We start from the raw sequence: 17,106 nt of genomic DNA, 5'->3' as shown, positions 1-17,106 counted from the left end.
ACCCCGCTTATATCCGCTTCCCTGTTAATTTGGAGGCCGGCAATACGCCGGCTTTGGCGATACCGATCATCTGGTTACCATCAACAGCAGCTTCAAATTTCAGATTCAGACGCATCGGCTTCGTAATTCGTAGCGACCAGCGAAGCCTGTTGCCTTGAAGTTCAGGATCGATAAATGCACTAACCTCTTCCCCTTGTGCTGCCGTACCTTGAATGATGCCATTAACGGTTGCGATGTGAAGCTTAACCGCCAGCTTTCCAACCGGAGTAGCGATCGTCGTATCCCAATCCCCGTCGAAGGCCGACCCCAGCGTGACATTCACCGATGTGCCTTGAAGGCCGTCAAGAACCGTCGCGGTATTCGGGATACTGACCGCCGCCCCCTGATACACGACCGGGGTAATACCGGTGTTACGCCAGACCGTTCCTCTTCGTTCAAATTCGAACAATTGCTCTACCGCATGCGCAATACGCGGCCCGAGCTCACGCTCCACCAGATGGATCGCGACATCGAGCCCTGAGGTTACACCGCCTCCGGTAACGAGGTTTCCGTCGTCGACTACACGAGCCATAACAGGGATGGCCCCCGTCGCCCCAAGCAGATCCATCCCTAAGCGGTTTGTCACCGCCAGCCTTCCTTCCAGCAGCCCTCCCATGGCCAGTACCAGAGAACCCCCGCAGACGGTGGCAACTACGGTATCCGAACGCTCAAGCGCTTGTTTAAGCATTCCCGTCAATTCCGTGTTCATGGCTCGGGTCAGAATGGCAGGAATGGAATTCGGGCCGTCTCCTTCCACCTCACCGGATGCGCCAGGTTCATTTTGCCACCCCCATTAATGATCAGAACGAACGTACAAGCATGATAGTTGCAAAAAACTGTAGCACAATAAAAACAAGGAGCAGTTGCCTAAACTGCTCCTTGTGATCTGTTGGTTACTTATTCTCCTATGGAAAGGCGGCCGAATCGTCTGACCAGCTGCCGCCGTGTCTTTATTAAGCTATCTGATTATCTTTATATTTTTTTCTTACATTTTACAATTATAAATTTTATGGGAGGTTTATTTTTCATGTCCTTACTTGGCTCGTCAATTTCTGAAAACTCTACCAGCCCATATTTTTCAAATTCTTGTTTTATGGAGTCAGAATCATAAAAAAACATTTTTATGCCTTCCATTATCTCGAAATAGTCTTTATCCAATTGTTTGCCCTTTCCAAACATTGGGGCTTTTTTCGAAACCGTTGTAAAAATCATATATCCATTTGGCTTTAACTGATTATAACAATCTTTAATAAACTTATCTCTCTCACGATTATTCAATAAGTGAATAAGTGCATGGCAAAATATACCGTCATAGAGTTTGTTATCAAAAGGCATGTCAGTTACTGAACCATGAAAAATACTAACATCAAGCCCGTTTTGCCTCGCCAAATCAATCGCTGTTTTTGAAATCTCAATACCTGTTACATTTATTCCATTGTCAATAAAAACCTTTGCATTTCTGCCATATCCAATACCTGGTACCAGTATGTCCTTAACATTCCTTTCAAGGAAAAAGTCCTTTGTTACGATTGCGGAGTCTGTAGGTTCAAATCCCCACATCGTTTGTTTTTCTATAAAACTTGATTCCCAGAATTCCGTCATATCTCCATCTCCTTGAATAAATTAGGATTCCCCAATCCACTTCTTCTATATTACATTCGGGCGACTAATACCTAATCTTTTTATGGATATTGGCAAGAATACTTCCTGCCGAGGCTGCGGCTGAAATGATATTCCTGTAAAATGAATAATTTGGCGTTTTGAACAAAAACGAGCGCCTCTGTACGATGGGGTTACGCACGAGGTCATTGCCTCAAAAAGCCCATCAGGAGGTCGCTCTACTATGAAGTTTAAGGTACAGGACAAGCAAAATCAACTCATTGAAAACATTTCCAAGACAACGGTACAATACGACTATATGAAGCTAATGATCGTTAGAGGTTCCTCTTATCATAAAAATTTCATAATAAACTGTGAAAGGGTGTTAAATGTGAAAATACGCAATGTGAAAAGTTCCGATTTTAGCGTTATATCGCCTTTGATAAATGAATGGTGGGGCGGCAGACAAATGTCGGACATGTTGCCTAAGTTATTTTTTGTTCATTTTCACGATACAAGTTTCATTGCTGAAAAAGATGGTGTAACAGTCGGCTTTTTAGTTGGTTTTTTGTCTCAATCAAATTCGAACGTTGCCTACATACATTTTGTTGGCGTTCACCCTGAGTACCGTGAACATCATGTTGGGAAGCGTCTGTATAATGAATTTTTCAACGTGGTTAAGAAGAATAATCGAAATATTGTACGTGCAGTAACTTCACCATCCAACAAGGTTTCAATCGCTTATCATACCAAGATGGGATTTATGATCGAAAATGGTGACAAAGAGGTAGATGGAGTATCCGTTTTTTCTGACTATGATGGTATAAATCAAGATAGGGTATTGTTTGTTAAGGCAATTGATTGAACCTGGTTTAACCTATTTTCCAAACGCGAACAACCGACCTTGTAACGGCGGTGACAACCTATTAACTTAGTTATGATATTGACTTTTAAATTCGAAAATCTCATCAACAGCTTGATGATACCCACCTGATTTTCGAAAGGATTCCCTAATATTTGCAACAGCTTTCTTGTAAGACGAGTGGCTTAACACATGATCTACGGCTTCACGTAGTTGATTTGCTGTCAAGCTTCGCATTTGTAATGTAATGCCTGCTCCGATATTGGCGACTTGCCCTGCAATTATCGGCTGATCCGCGCTTTGTGGGATTACAATTAGCGGAACCCCGTAATAGAGACCTTCATGGGTACTGTTCATTCCACCATGTGTAATAAATAATTTCGTGTATTGCAGTACATCCGTTTGTGGAACATAATTTTTCACGAAGAAGTTTTTAGGAATTTCCCCTAATTCAGAAATTTGGGTGTTATTCCCTACAGACATAACAATAGTATGATCCGTTTTCCCAAATGCCTCAAAACATATTTGATAGAAATCAATTGCTTGATTAAAGACCGTACCCAGTGAAATGTAAATTGGGTTTTTCCCCTTGATTGCAGTAAGATCGAAGTTTTCCTGAGTGCATCGTGAAGAGATGGATGGACCTACAAATTTATAAGTTTGGTCGAATGCTTCTCCATAAGGTTGAAACTCCCTTGTTGTATAAACGATTGTAAGTGGTGCAGGATTACAAAACACTTCGTACGGTGAATGGATCTCCACATCATATTTTTCCTTCACCATTACCGTCAGACTTTGAAATTTATCGTATATCGGTTTAACTATTTCTGTTGGGACTTCTATAGAAAATTGTTCCAATATTTTATCGAATGATTCTTTTGTCTGCGCAAAAGAAGTACAAGAGTTGATTGCAGGAAGCTTGAGAATTTGAGCAAGTAGACGTCCACAACCAAACATAGAATCATGGATGATGTAATCAAAATGCTCTCCTTTGATCTGATCAAGAACGCTTGGTATGACGATATCTGCCGTAAGTAACAGACCGTTGATTCTTTCGAGTAAATAATCTCTTCCACCTGAGATAAAGGCTTTTATAAATTTGTGATCGTCAAATGTTCGTACTGAAGCTCCCGTCTTCTCAATGCGCTCCCTAAAAGCTTCTATAGTAAAGTACACGACCTCTTCTCCACGCGAAATAAGCTCCTGCACAACTCTAATAGTTGGATTGATATGTCCCTCTGATCCACCATTAATAAATAAAACACGCGCCATTGCTACCACTCCTTAGGTATACTGTTCTCTAAAATCATAGTATAAGACTTGAAATTCTCAAAACTTCATTCAAATCAAATGTACATATCCCCATAAAATTATGGTACGCCCGTTAATGTGAAAAAGACAGCCGACGACCCGACTGTCAAAGAGCAATGATTCGCATTATTAGTGCGGCTAGCAGTAAGGCAGCCCCTTCTAAGAACATTCCCGCTTCTATTCCGTTACTCTTTTTCGATTGCTGTCATATGACCGGCATTGAATTGCAGTGTTCATCTTATAATCAGGGTGGTTTTCAATCAGTTCTTTAATAGAGACGCCGTTTATGCGTAATCCTTCAATATTGCAATTGTCTAACTCGACATTGACCAAATTCGAATTCGTGATGGTCAAATCCTTAAAGGTACCCTCGCCAAAAGTTAATCCAAACACATCACAGTCCACCATATTCATGTCCCACCATGCATTTCCTTCAACCTGCATATCTGATAAATTGCTTGCCCGGATCGTAGAACCCGTTAGATCCACATGAATGATCTGTGCCTTTTGCATGTTTGCAAATTTAATCGTTGTTTCATTCAGGTTAGCATTTTCAAAAATCGAGTTTGCTAGGTCTCCTGTATAAAGCTTTTCATTTGGGATATTCATGATCATCCATGCCTCCGTTATATATTGATTTTGGTGACTCACCGATTTAAATCTCTGTTCACTAGCAAACATCGAACTATACCATATATTACCACATTATGGATAATAATGATGCAACAGATGGCATTTTCGTAAGCCAAGGGAATTGTCCGCCTAGCGCATCCAGTGATCTCGAACACGCATAGAAAATGCGGTTAGGAGAAGCTGTTGAATGCGAAAAAAGACGTTCCCGAGCACACATATGAAACGCATGCTGGGAACGCCTGTATGAACATATGAGGATTCAGCGGTATCATCTGTAAGGCGAAACGAAAGAGTTTCTCCAGCTTTACGAAGCAGGAAACTCTTTCGCATTGTGTTGCATCCCATCCTCTTCCTATGCTTCAGCAGCTGTCTCCCGGCTCAAGGCGACTCCGGTTTCCTTGGCTTGCCCCGTACGCTTAATGAAGAAGGAGAGCAGCAGACCGATAAGTCCGATTCCAATAATGACAAGATACGCATCGTTAATACCTTGAATCGTCGCCTCTGTCATCATTTGCTCCTTGGACAGATTCCCTGATCCGCCTGCAGTAACCATATCCTGAAGATGAGTCTTGGTACTGGTCGTCATAACCGTGACAAGCAGAGCGGTACCTATCCCGCCGGCCACCTGTTTAATGGTGTTGGAGATGGCCGTACCGTGCGCATTCAGTCTTGCGGGCAGTTGGTTCAGTCCCGCCGTCGTGATCGGCATCAGAAACATGGCCATACCGAAGCGTCGTCCCGTTGACATCAGAACCAAATACGTATAACTCGTGGAATCGGTTAGATTGACGAAACCGATCGTCGTCAAGATCGTGATGACCAAACCGATAATAGACAGCCACTTTGCTCCAAACTTGTCGAACAGCTTTCCGGTTACCGGCATCATAAATCCCATAAGAAGCGCACCAGGAAGCATCAGCAGTCCAGACTCTATAGCAGTATATCCACGCGCATTCTGCAAATACAAAGGGAGAAGCATCATATCCGCATACATGACCATCGTAACCACAATATTAATAATGGTCGTCAGGGAGAACATGCTGTATTTGAACGCCCTGAGATCAAGAAGCGGGCTCTTGGAGACCAATTGACGCCAGGAGAACAGGATCAGGGAGACAACTCCCGCGGCAATGGATACTAGCACTTCCGCGCTCGACCAGCCTTTGCCTCCCGCGCTGCTGAAACCGTAGAGGATTGCGCCGAATCCGATCGTCGAAAGAATGACGCTCCACGCGTCGAACTTAGGGTAGCTGCGTTCGGAGACGTTTTTCAAATACATAAAGGCAATCGCAATAACAATAACGACGAATGGTATCATTCCATAAAACATCGTACGCCAGGAATAATGCTCCATGATATAACCGGCGAGCGTTGGCCCAATAGCGGGAGCAAAAATTATGGCGAAACCGACCATCCCCATTGCGGCCCCTCGCTTGTCGGGAGGGAAAATGGTCAGGACGACAGTCATCAGCAGCGGCATAATAATACCCGCTCCGGCTGCTTGAATCAGGCGGCCTACCAGCAGAAGCTCGAAGTTATCCGCCAAAGCCGAAACAACTGTTCCGCCTAGAAAAATAACCATGGAAGCTTGAAAAAGCTCGCGGGTCGTAAAGCGCTGCATGAGATAAGCGGTGATCGGAATAAGAACCCCGTTTACCAACATATAGCCCGTAGTCAGCCATTGAGCCGTAGACGCTGCAATGCCAAAGTCGACCATCAGCTCCGGCGTCGCAACGCTCATAATCGTCTGATTCAAAACGGCGATGAACGCCCCTAGAATCATAACAAACAACAGGGGACCTTTCTTAATGGAACTACTGTCAAAAGATGAAATTGTACTCATCATGCTCAATCCTTTCAAATTTCGTGAAACTAATAAACACTTTGTAGTATAATAAACTCAATGTAAAGATTATAGTCAACTCACTAATACATCACAAGCTACACCTTTTTGAAAAATGTATGTTAGTAGACATTTTTGCTTATTGTGTCGTACAACGGAAACATTATTTACGAATTAGGATGAAATTGAAGTGCAATCAATATAGGGGGAGGAAATGAGTACCATGTCAACAACATCACCGCGTACGGATCCACGTGTGCTTCGTACGCGTCTATTGATTCGAGTAGCATTAATCGATTTGCTTCAGGAGATGGAGCTCGAGAAAATAACCGTGAACCGTATTGCGGAACGCGCAACCATCAATCGTGTCACCTTCTATCTTCATTATCGGGATATTCCGGATATGCTGGAAAGAATGGCGGATGATATGATTAATGAGATTCATGCTGCCTTGGGGGATGTTCCGGATCAGTCCCGTACTAAGGAAACGGATTGGTCCATACTGGTCAAGATGCTGGAGCATATTGCGGAAAATTCGAATTTTTACAAGGTGCTGCTCTCGTCCAAACGCATACCGGTATTCAATGATCGCCTTACGAAGCTGATTGTTGATCTCATCACGAACAGAGCCGAGCAGCGGGACGCTTCCTCGTCTGACTCGGCTGTGATCGTTCCGAGAGATATTGCAATCTGGTACGGGTCCTCGGCCTTCATCGGTACAATTGTCTGCTGGCTTCGCAATGATTTACCCTACACGCCGCTTTTTCTCGCCAAGCAGCTTTCTCTTCTATTCCGTTTGCATCAAAATACGAACGAGCTCATGGATCCGGAATGATTCCATCTAATATAGTGTAGATAGGGGCCGCGGCAGCCCTCATGGAGAAAAAGATCAATCCCCCGAAGAGGATTGACCTTTTTCTCAGTTCCTTGATGCTTGCAGCTTCGCGATTCTGCCGCCGCTCTACCCTTACCCGTTCTTCTGAATCGACTCCAGATGCTCCACCAGTCTGTTCCAGGTTTCGGTGATGCCCTCCAGCATCCCCATATCCATGACCTGCTTCAGTCCTTCAGCCGAGGCATATTCCGCGCGGTTAATGATCTTTGTACCGCTATCCGTCTCGATGAAGGTCAGCGTCACGTCCGTTGCCGGCATATTATCCGCCACGTTGCCCTCTGCATCGGAGAAATAATCCACATATACAATCTTCTCCGGCTCGACGATTTCACGGTACACACCTTTGCCCCATGATTCCATGCCATAGAAATCGCCTAGGTTCTTGTCCTCGCACTTCATGCAATAATGCCAAACCCCGCCTACGCGGAAATCAAGATGGCAAACCGGAAGCGTCCAGCCTCTTGGTCCCCACCAATGCTTCAGATGCTCCGCCTGCGTGAAGGCCTGGAACACCAGCTCGCGAGGAGCTTTGAATTCACGCTCCAGAATAAGAACATTTCCCTCTACCTTGGATAGCATTTGATTTGTCATTTTCATCTTCCTCCTCGAATTTGTTCCTACCGTACCTATCGTCCTGCCAAATCGTTTACATCACTCATCCATGATCCTAAGCTCAGTCATGCTGCTCTGTTCGTATTTCCTTGTTCTGCAGCTTCTGCAAATAGTCATCCAGGCGGTCGAACCGCTCCTCCCAGATGTCGCGGTAGCTCTTTAGCCAATCGTCCAGCTCCCGGAATGGTTCCGGACGCAGCCTGTAGATTCGGCGATTCGCATCCACCTGTGCCTCCACGATGCCAGACTCACTTAGAACACGCAAATGCTTGGATGCTTGAGGCTGGCGCAGCTGCAGCCGTTCAGCGATTTCCCCTACGGTGAGCGGACGTTCGCGCAAAAGCTCAACAATCTGCATGCGGTTAGGCTCTGCCAAGGCACTCATGACGTTAATATTCATGGTCATCATCCGTTCACTTGCTTGTAGTTGTATGCGTCCTTCGTTAGTGTTTGGCGTGTGTATTCTCTTCCTGAAATCAATATACCATAGTGGGAATATTCCTGTAAAGGAATATTTAAAATAAGTTTCGTTTCTTGGATTTAATTCCGTCGGCAGGAGAAAGTAAGGTTAGATCCTGCTCCGACAATCACACATCCATATATGAGGATATCTCCTTTTTTCACAGCCAGCATCCCCTTCGTGATTTATCCCCCTTGAGTAAGGGTTACTCATCAATTATACAAAATGACGCTGCGTCACTTTCAAGCTTTAAATTTATATTATCGGCCTGTAAGATAAGTGGGGGTAGGATCCGCATGTTCTCCTTGCCACCGCCATCCTAATATCGTTATAAAAATAGGCCAACCAGAGACCTCTGGCTGACCTAATCGTACGAAGTATCCGGTGATCGAATTAGAATTCCACCGACTGTTTAAAGCCTTGACCCTAATTCTTTAGGATTGGAATGTTACTTGTGCGGAGCTGGAATAAGGTCACTCAACTGTGGCTTTGACGCGATCCTGGGGAGCCTTCAGCGGAATGATCAGCTCATGCTCGACGCTTCCATCCTTAGGGCTATGAATGAATAGGATTAGCATTAAATTAGACTGCGAAGCTTTGTCATAACTGACGTCGAAGCGGAAACGGCCCCATTCCGGCGCCCCCGCCTCAGCCATCTCGTGCCCTTCGGCTAGTATGGTGTGTCCGTCTTCCAACGTCCAGCTAAAGGCGGCTTCGAATACGCGAGCTTCTCCCTCGACTGTGAAGGTAGGGCCGGCTTCTGTCCCAGACTGTGGTGAAAATACGCGGAAAGCATCATTTTCCGCCACGGGTGCCGGGATGATTTGTCCGGAGCGGGCGTCAATTTTGATGGCAACTGATTGATTGATGGTTTCGTGCCGGACGAGTTCTATATTCCAATAACCGTTCTCCTCATCTAGTGAGGCTAATTTGACAGCCTTTGCGGAGGTCGCCCCGGATTGCGATTGAAGTGCGGCTTGGACGGCATCCGCTTGGCCGATCATATCTGCCGGCGCCTCCTGCGAAATATCTTGCATGATGAGTTTAGCGGCAGTGGTTTGTGCCGGGTACGATTCTTGGACTGCCCCTGAATGCCATGCTTCCACTTGTGTGCCGATTGCCACTTTCTCGGGCTGAACATCCTGGCCGCCGCTGTTTTGCAGCACCGTCTGCTCGTTCACCGTGAACCAATAGGCATCGATATAGGGATCGCCATTCTTTTCAACATAAGCTGTGATTAACCAACGGTTCCCTTCCTTGTGTATAATGTTCCCCTTGTCAATTACCTTGACCGCTTTCGTCTCCTGTTCGGTTACCGGACTTGTTATGTCCCCAGAATTGCTTCGCTGGCCGCAAGATGCCAATAGCAAAGCACTACAAATCAAAGCGAGATAAAGAAACCATTGTTGTTTTCTCATGCTTCTCAACTCCTTTGAAAATCAGACGCAATATGATTCTCAAAGGTTTCAAAAAATCGCTGATCTCCTGCTATTAATAACGAGGCTTTCTTGGCTAGTTCATCTTTGTCAAACGGTGTATTCCCAGAGGCCCATAAATAGCCAGCCTCGTGTATGATATTGGCATAAATCGATACGTAAAAACTCTTCTCTGCATCTGTTAATAGCTTATCTAAACTTCGCAGCAAATATTTTTTCAACTCAGTTAACATTTTTTCTTTCAATAGAGGTGCGAGGCTTAAGTAGCTGCGGCGACATTGAATATTCGGCTGTTGATGAAAGTCGCATACAGCTAGAACGAGTTGAATGATGTTGTTCTCATCGAACTTCACCACTCCTAATGTGCGTTTTTCAATCACAGCAGAAGCAGAATCATTAATCATGTAATCCAACAATTCGTACTTGTCATTGAAATGTGCATAAAAAGTAGCACGATTCACCTGAGCTCCAGTTGTGATATCTGCTATTGATATTTTGTCGAAATCCTTAATATTCACTAAGTTAACAAAGGCATGAATCAATGATTGCTTTGTCGGTGTCATTCGTATGTTCCTTACTTTTGTCCCCATTTCCTTCTCCCCACCTGACAATTCTTTCATATTGTTGCTATAGCAACATTCTTTGAACATTGTTGGTTGCTCTGCTTCCTTATTGGTTTTATGCTTATTAAAACAACATATGTTGCTTTAAACTATACCACAAATAAGGGGCTAAATTAAGATGAAAACCATTGCAATAATTGGTGCAGGACCTGGATTAGGATTGTCTCTCGCGAAAAAGTTCGGGGAGAACGGATTTAAGGTAGCTGTGATTTTCTCGTAACCCTGGGAAATTGGAAATTATCGTGAATGAGCTAATAACGCTGAATATTGAGGCACGGTCTTATGTCGCGGATGTTACTGATTCGACCGCATTAAAACAAGCTTTACTGGCTGTTAAAAAAGATTTTGGCCATATTGATGTACTCGAATTTAGCCCTTATGCGGGATGGACTACATTCACAAACGTCTTAGAAACAACACCTGAGAGCGTCATGGAACAAGTCAACAGCTATTTGCTTCCTGCGGTTCTATCTGTCAATGAAGTATTGCCAGGCATGCTAAACAATGGTTCAGGGGCGATTCTGTTTACAACAGGCTTATCTTCCATGTTCCCTTTGCCTAGTGTCGGGAATGGTGGAATCGTGATGTCCGGTCTTCGTAACTATGCGACAAACCTGCATAATGAGCTGCAAGAAAAAGGGATATTTGTAGGACATCTTTCAATCGGAACTTTCATACAAGCAGGTACAGCAGGAGATCCCGATGTCATTGCAGAAGCATGGTATAACATATACGAGGAGAAGAATCGCTTTGAAGAAACATTCCCGAAAGGGATTGATCCCACTACATTGTCAAATTAATATTAGAGCGTTGCCCTTTCATTGAGCAAAGCAGCCATTTGAGCTGGCTGCCTTTGCATTTTTTGTTATGACGGATTGTAATATGAAGTGCGGCGATACATCGGTTTGCCCCACTACAAATAAAGGAACAGCCGCGGCTGTTCCTTCTGTTCTTATTAGGCTATCGTGTCCCGTGTTCTACTTCAACTCACTCAGAAAATAACTTCGTACTTCTAGCCAGTTGCTACCCTAACATATCTAACCTTCTGTCTTCCGGATTAGCTCATCGATCCAAATAAGTTCTCCCCTCGCCTGAGACATCGAGTATTGGAGAACTTCTCTTCGGTATATGTCATTAGCGCAGTTTTCCTGTCTCTTCTCAATATCGACTAACAGGCCTTCAAGATCTATTTTTCTCATGTTCAATATACGAAGCCGACTATGCTGGGATATATGATCAAATAGCGATACTCGAATCATAAAATCAATTTGATGCTTTGCGTCTTTCTCGGTGAATTCATTAATAAGATTAACAATTTTCTTTTCCCCTGCTTCTGTTATTTCATACACATACTGATTCGGTTTACCTTCCTGCTCATTCTTTTTTTTAGTAATAACCCCTTCTTCTGTGAACCGGCGCAGCGTCGGATATAATAGATTGTGATTGACATCCATCATATAACCGAGTTCCTTTTGTATTTCTTTTTTTATCTCATAACCATGTTTTGGGGCTTTCTCAATCTGAAGTAGAATGAGTAGATCGATATACATGAACCCTCTGCCCTCTCGTCGTCTATTTTTGTCTCTCCTGAATTCCTAGCATAACAACTCCAGGTTATCTCTTCAACCAACTTCCTACAAGAATGGGCGCTGCAGCTATATCTTTGGACATAGGTCATTGGAAAGTGTCTCCAATCCACTTTTTATGTTAAATTAACATATGTTAATCTAATACAACTTTGAATTGGAGGGAAAGTTATGAACAATGAAATCATTTCCTTAGAAGAAATTACTCAATTTCAATCGCCAATCGAAGAATTCAACCCGTATGCCTGGTATAAGCACAAATTGCAGAATGAGCCTGTCAGTTACAATAAAGCAACCAATACCTGGAATGTATTCCGTTATCATGATGTCAAAAGAGTGCTAAGCGATCATGAGCATTTCTCCAACGTAAGGAAGCGTACGACCATTAGCGTTGGTGCCGATAACGAGGAAGGCCAACATATGAGCAAAATTAATCTTGCATCCGATCCACCGGAACACCTAAAAAGCCGTTCCCTGATCTCCGCCGCATTTACTCCGCGCAGCTTAAGACTGTGGGAACCGCGCATTCAAGAGATTATCAACCAGCTTCTACATGATATCGGAAACGCTTCCGTCATCGATATCGTCAAGGACTTTGCCGGCGCTCTGCCCACGATCGTCATAGCCGACCTGCTGGGCGTTCCTTCTCAGGACCGGCTTTTGTTTAAAGGATGGGTAGACGATTTATTTCTTCCGCTGCCCAAGAATAACGCGGAAGACGTCAATGAACGGAAACGACACGCCGCCAAGGAATACTACAACTACCTTTATCCTCACATTGTACAGAAACGGTTGAATTTGGCCGACGATATCATCTCAGACCTGATTCGGGTAGAGGTTGACGGGGACAAATTATCGGATGATGAGATTGTCAGAACGACGATGTTTATTCTCGGTGCCGGTATTGAAACGACGAGTCATCTATTATCCAGTACATTCTACTCGTTCTTATACGATAACGACCAGATTTACGCGGAGGTTCAGGCTAACCGGGAGCTGCTTCCTAATACGGTAGAAGAAATGCTCCGCTATCGGTTTAACATTGCAAAAATGGATCGGACCGTAAAAAAAGACAATAATCTGCTTGGCGTTGAATTAAAAATAGGCGACGTCGTAGTCGCATGGATGAGTGCAGCCAATATGGATGAAGAGGTATTTGAAGACCCTTTCACCTTGAGTATCCATCGACACAACAACAAAAAGCATTTAACGTTCGGAAATGGTCCTCACTTCTGTTTGGGTGCTCCATTAGCCCGACTAGAGGCAAACATGGGTATAAGCATGTTTATGGATCGCTTCCCTCGAATCGAACCTGTTCCCGGCTTCAGACTGGAAGATAACCTGACTCCGTCTGCGGCCGGACAAACGCTGACCTGCCTGCCTGTCCAAGTTCACCGGTAACTTTTCAATGTGATATATTAATCACTACAAGAACAAATCCTCGTTCGTGTAAACTTCCCGTTAACGTATTGAGGCTGCCAGTTCACCCTGGCAGCCTCATTTACTCCATTATTATTCCATCCCGTTTCGCTGCCGGATACGCCCCCGTTTCAGCACGCAGTTGCCGAAACAGGGGATCATCGTCTGGATCACGTCAATGACCAGATTAGTTCAGCGAAAGCATGTCTTTCATGTCTTCTTGCGCATCGCCGATCAGCTTCAGGCCGAATTTCTCAACGAGTACGTTCATGACACCTTCGTTAATGAACTCCGGCGCCTTCGGGCCGATCCGGATATCCTGAATTCCGAGGCTGAACAAGCCTAACAGAATAGCGACGGCCTTCTGTTCGAACCACGACAGCACGATGCTGACCGGTAGTTCGTTAACACTGCAGCCAAAGGCATCGGCGAGCGCCAGCGCGATTTTGACCGTGGATCCGGAGTTATTGCATTGGCCCAAATCGATATACCTCGGGATATCCGTGCCGGCAACCGTACCGTAATCCACATCATTAAAGCGGAACTTGCCGCAGGACGTCGTCAGAATGACCGTATCGTTCGGAAGCGAGGTCGCCAGCTCACGGTAATATTCGCCGCCCTTACCCGGAGCATCGCAGCCGGCGATGACGAAGAAGCGCATGATCAGGCCATCTTTGACCGCTTGAATGATTTCCGGCGCAAGCCCAATGACGGTTTCGTGGTGATAGCCGGTGGTGAGCACCTGCTCGGAGTCAATATCCGCCTCCGGCAGCTCGAGTGCCCGCTCGATCAACGGCGAGAAATCCTCGCCGACGATTTTCGTGACGTTCTCAAGTCCGGCTACTTCATAGGAGAAGAATCGATCCGCATACGTGCCCCGGATCGGCATAACGCAGTTGGTCGTCGCCAGAATCGCCCCCGGGAACTGCTCGAACAGCCGGCGCTGGTCGTACCAGGCTTTCCCGATGTTTCCTTTCAAGTGTGCATATTGCTTCAGCTTCGGATACCCGTGGGCCGGCAGCATTTCGGAGTGGGTATAGATATGGATGCCTTTGCCTTCCGTCTGCTTCAGCAGCTCTTCCAGCGCAAACAGATTATGCCCCGTTACGACGATGCATTTGCCCTCGATCTTATTCTGCGGCACCGTTACCGGCTGCGGAATACCAAAGTGCGTCGTATGCGCACGATCGAGCACATCCATGATCCGCACTGCGGCATTGCCGACCTTCATGGCCATATCCAGGTGCTCCTGCAGATTGAAATTGGAGTTGGTCAATGTCAGATAAAGTGCTTCGTGCGTGATTCGATCAACTTCCGGGTCGGAATAACCAAGCTGCCGGGCATGCGTTGCATAAGCGGCAATTCCCTTCAATGCAAAAATGATCGTATCCTGCAGGCTTGCGATCGTCTCGTCTTTACCGCACACCCCGATAATCTTGCAGCCGCCCTTAGATGTTTGTTCACACTGGTAACAGAACATGATCCATCCTCCATTCGTTGATTCGCTATTATTGCTACTACGATTAGCTTATCAGAATCGGAAGGAGGCTTATGTGATGAATCTCACAGGACTAGTTCAATAATTGGAGCGGCTGCCGCGCTTGCTCGTTAAATAAGTCTATCCAGTCCGATTGCGCTGATGAATAGCCGCTCTTTCTTGTTTCCCAGCATGGTTTGTGTCCAATCTACAAAACCGCCATCACCAATGTAATATTCCTTTCCGTCGATAACCGTCTTAATGGTAAATTGGAGTCCTTTGTAATACTGGTTTTCCTTATTGGGCTCACCTGTACGTATCGACACATTCATGGAGTTCTCAGCCCCATGTTCTATAATCCTGGACAACAGTCCTGCAGGATCTTTGTACCCGTCACGTTCGCTAACAATCAACTCGATTTCAGATTCGAAAAGAGTCTTGAAGATGCTTCGGTAAACCTGTATATGTTCCCAAAACGATTGTTTCTCGAAGCTGTAGGAACCTCGGTCTATTCCCGAAGTCACCATACAAAACAAATGGAAATGCGGCAGCATCCCCGGGGTATCTCCAAAAAATTGCGCGCGGACATGTCTATGAGTCGTACAGAAGCGAATAAATTCTTCTCTCTTATTCTTATTTTTCTTGATTAAATCACTGATATGCAAGGCTAAGAGATTGGTTGCATCGGATACAACTTCCGTTCCTCTTAATGCGGATATGACCTTATTTTGATCAACTGTACCCACTACGGAGGTGCTGCCTAGAGGTGCGACAGGCGACAATTGAATAGGAGAAACGCCATGATTCCTTGCAATCTTCAGGACGTCCATCTCCAGTTGTTTGAGCTGAAGCGCATCCACCGCTGCCGGTTGTACAAAACGATTTTCTCTGTATCTTTTCAGCAGGTCACCCGGAGAAGACTTATGAACCTTTTCTTGAAACAGCTTCAAAAGAAGCGTATTTAAATCGCTTCCCGAGATTTGTTCAGTCAGGAGGGTTATCAAATCAGATTTCCCTAGTTTTTTCAATATTCTTTCAAGCTCTGCTGATGGCAAAAGGTCCACTGAATTCACACTCCTTATTCTCCGTTCCTTGATGCCTGTAGATTTCCGAATTAACCGCACTTCCGGATCGACTTCAGATGCTCGTGCAATCTGTTCCATTCCAGTCGTTAGATAATAACATGAGATGTCCCGCTCTTCGCTTCGTAAAACAAAGTCCGCTTCGGATTAAATACACAACGTAGCAGATGAATGGCACTCATCAAATTGAAACCAAACATGCCCAACGTGAGCACGATCAGGAAAAGGGGTGAAAGCTGGTTTATCCCGGCCCAGATGTAGAAGATATTCATTCCTCCCACAAGAAGATAAAGAAGTCCGTATCGTGTGACGAGCTCGCTTAATTTGATGCGCTCGCTGCTTCCCTTCAACCGTATGCGGACGACCCATTTACCGGCAGTGAGACCATTGGTTACATACGTGATACCGAAGAAGTAGATGACGATAATCGACACATAAGGGTACGGAGAGTTCAATAGTATAAGTACGATCAGAATCGGCAGTAAAATGAACCAATCAATGAGAAAAGCCAATGCCCGGCGGGTATAAGACACCCTTTTCTTCGTTAGATCCAAATTCTCATCCAGTTTGTCTACGCGGGGCAGATGTCTTGAAATCCATTCACTTGCCATAAAACCGGTCATGCCGCCGGCTGTATTGGTTATCAGATCATCCACGTCTAATAATCGATAAGGATAATCGTATATACCAAAAATGCCCGTCACCTGCGTTATTTCAAAGAAAAGCGACAAACCCAGGGAGGCAAAGAGACATTTTACCCATGTTACCTGAAAGTAATAACGCAAGAAGACGCCGAACGGCACCAGAAGCATAACATTAAACATGACTTGCAAGAAGGCCCGTTCCTTAAGCAATCGAATATACGTAGCGGGACGATCGATCATAACATTGGTTTCCCGTATAATATCCTGAATGAAATGGAAGGGGATCAACTGCATATAGGACGAAACATGGAGAGGCTTGTTGTGTATTGTTGCCGGAAGCGGAAGAATCACAAGATATAATGCGTTCATCATATATAAAAGAAACAAATAGAGCAGGATAGCCCGATACTTATTAATGTATCCATGCTTACGGTATTGAACGATCAAGAAGGGCAATGTAAAGAACAGAGCCGCGACCGGAAAAGTCAGGAACGCGATTGAAATCGGAAATAAATACGATTGAAGCATCAAGCTCACCTGCCACATTCATTGTTCATTACGAAAAGTTAGGCCATATTCCCATGG

General features: G+C 45.0%; 16 protein-coding genes and 1 pseudogene. 4 read left to right on the top strand and 13 right to left on the bottom strand.

Annotation, left to right across the window (positions count from 1 at the left end; translation table 11 throughout):
• Positions 1-7: 7 nt before the first annotated feature.
• A pseudogene (locus NNL21_RS34290) lies at positions 8-814 on the bottom strand (DJ-1/PfpI family protein); the annotation flags it as partial.
• Between the two features lie 197 nt (positions 815-1,011).
• Positions 1,012-1,641, bottom strand: a complete 630-nt coding sequence (locus tag NNL21_RS34285; protein ID WP_204822315.1) for a class I SAM-dependent methyltransferase — start codon at positions 1,639-1,641, stop codon at positions 1,012-1,014.
• A 388-nt stretch (positions 1,642-2,029) separates the two neighbouring features.
• Here NNL21_RS34285 and NNL21_RS34280 point away from each other — a divergent pair, with 388 nt between their 5' ends.
• On the top strand, positions 2,030-2,503 hold the full coding sequence (locus tag NNL21_RS34280) for a GNAT family N-acetyltransferase (RefSeq protein WP_204822349.1): 474 nt from the start codon (positions 2,030-2,032) through the stop codon (positions 2,501-2,503).
• Positions 2,504-2,569: 66 nt separating this feature from the next.
• Here the strand turns inward: NNL21_RS34280 and NNL21_RS34275 are convergent, their stop codons facing one another.
• The 3 genes from NNL21_RS34275 to NNL21_RS34265 form a co-directional block, all read right to left on the bottom strand.
• Positions 2,570-3,772, bottom strand: coding sequence for a macrolide family glycosyltransferase (locus tag NNL21_RS34275; RefSeq protein ID WP_204822314.1), 1,203 nt, complete (start codon positions 3,770-3,772; stop codon positions 2,570-2,572).
• A gap of 216 nt (positions 3,773-3,988) precedes the next feature.
• Positions 3,989-4,420, bottom strand: a complete 432-nt coding sequence (locus NNL21_RS34270) for a pentapeptide repeat-containing protein (RefSeq protein WP_204822313.1) — start codon at positions 4,418-4,420, stop codon at positions 3,989-3,991.
• 376 nt (positions 4,421-4,796) lie between these two features.
• Entirely contained in the window at positions 4,797-6,287 is a 1,491-nt protein-coding gene (locus NNL21_RS34265; protein ID WP_204822348.1) for a DHA2 family efflux MFS transporter permease subunit, read from the bottom strand.
• 223 nt (positions 6,288-6,510) lie between these two features.
• Here NNL21_RS34265 and NNL21_RS34260 point away from each other — a divergent pair, with 223 nt between their 5' ends.
• Complete coding sequence (locus NNL21_RS34260) at positions 6,511-7,122, top strand: TetR/AcrR family transcriptional regulator (protein WP_204822312.1); 612 nt, start codon at positions 6,511-6,513, stop codon at positions 7,120-7,122.
• Positions 7,123-7,254: 132 nt separating this feature from the next.
• On the opposite strand, the gene NNL21_RS34255 is transcribed toward NNL21_RS34260, so the two are convergent.
• The 4 genes from NNL21_RS34255 to NNL21_RS34240 all read right to left on the bottom strand — a co-directional run bounded on the left by NNL21_RS34255 (position 7,255) and on the right by NNL21_RS34240 (position 10,280).
• Positions 7,255-7,773 (bottom strand): SRPBCC family protein, encoded by a 519-nt coding sequence (locus NNL21_RS34255; RefSeq protein WP_204822311.1) that lies wholly within the window; start codon positions 7,771-7,773, stop codon positions 7,255-7,257.
• A gap of 82 nt (positions 7,774-7,855) precedes the next feature.
• Positions 7,856-8,203, bottom strand: a complete 348-nt coding sequence (locus NNL21_RS34250) for an ArsR/SmtB family transcription factor (protein ID WP_373567634.1) — start codon at positions 8,201-8,203, stop codon at positions 7,856-7,858.
• A gap of 524 nt (positions 8,204-8,727) precedes the next feature.
• The gene (locus NNL21_RS34245; RefSeq protein ID WP_204822309.1) at positions 8,728-9,672 is read right to left on the bottom strand and encodes a Gmad2 immunoglobulin-like domain-containing protein; all 945 of its coding nucleotides are present in this window, start codon (positions 9,670-9,672) and stop codon (positions 8,728-8,730) included.
• Between the two features lie 5 nt (positions 9,673-9,677).
• Positions 9,678-10,280 (bottom strand): TetR family transcriptional regulator, encoded by a 603-nt coding sequence (locus tag NNL21_RS34240; RefSeq protein WP_204822308.1) that lies wholly within the window; start codon positions 10,278-10,280, stop codon positions 9,678-9,680.
• Positions 10,281-10,555: 275 nt separating this feature from the next.
• On the opposite strand from NNL21_RS34240, the gene NNL21_RS34235 reads away from it, so the two are divergent.
• On the top strand, positions 10,556-11,113 hold the full coding sequence (locus NNL21_RS34235) for an SDR family NAD(P)-dependent oxidoreductase (RefSeq protein ID WP_256555671.1): 558 nt from the start codon (positions 10,556-10,558) through the stop codon (positions 11,111-11,113).
• A gap of 237 nt (positions 11,114-11,350) precedes the next feature.
• Here NNL21_RS34235 and NNL21_RS34230 read toward each other — a convergent pair whose 3' ends face one another.
• A complete protein-coding gene (locus NNL21_RS34230) occupies positions 11,351-11,863 on the bottom strand; it encodes a PadR family transcriptional regulator (RefSeq protein ID WP_204822307.1) in 513 nt (170 codons plus the stop codon).
• A gap of 207 nt (positions 11,864-12,070) precedes the next feature.
• On the opposite strand from NNL21_RS34230, the gene NNL21_RS34225 reads away from it, so the two are divergent.
• Entirely contained in the window at positions 12,071-13,300 is a 1,230-nt protein-coding gene (locus NNL21_RS34225; protein ID WP_204822306.1) for a cytochrome P450, read from the top strand.
• Between the two features lie 205 nt (positions 13,301-13,505).
• Here NNL21_RS34225 and hcp read toward each other — a convergent pair whose 3' ends face one another.
• The 3 genes from hcp to NNL21_RS34210 form a co-directional block, all read right to left on the bottom strand.
• Positions 13,506-14,798 (bottom strand): hydroxylamine reductase, encoded by a 1,293-nt coding sequence (hcp, locus tag NNL21_RS34220; protein WP_204822305.1) that lies wholly within the window; start codon positions 14,796-14,798, stop codon positions 13,506-13,508.
• A 128-nt stretch (positions 14,799-14,926) separates the two neighbouring features.
• Complete coding sequence (locus tag NNL21_RS34215) at positions 14,927-15,868, bottom strand: hypothetical protein (RefSeq protein WP_204822304.1); 942 nt, start codon at positions 15,866-15,868, stop codon at positions 14,927-14,929.
• Positions 15,869-15,966: 98 nt separating this feature from the next.
• Entirely contained in the window at positions 15,967-17,049 is a 1,083-nt protein-coding gene (locus NNL21_RS34210; RefSeq protein WP_204822303.1) for a VanZ family protein, read from the bottom strand.
• Between the last annotated feature and the right edge of the window lie 57 nt (positions 17,050-17,106).

It is taken from the genome of Paenibacillus mendelii (assembly GCF_024498075.1).
Lineage (GTDB): Bacteria > Bacillota > Bacilli > Paenibacillales > Paenibacillaceae > Paenibacillus_Z > Paenibacillus_Z mendelii.
Note: the sequence above shows the minus strand (reverse complement) of the source record. Positions and strands in the feature narration are given on the sequence as shown.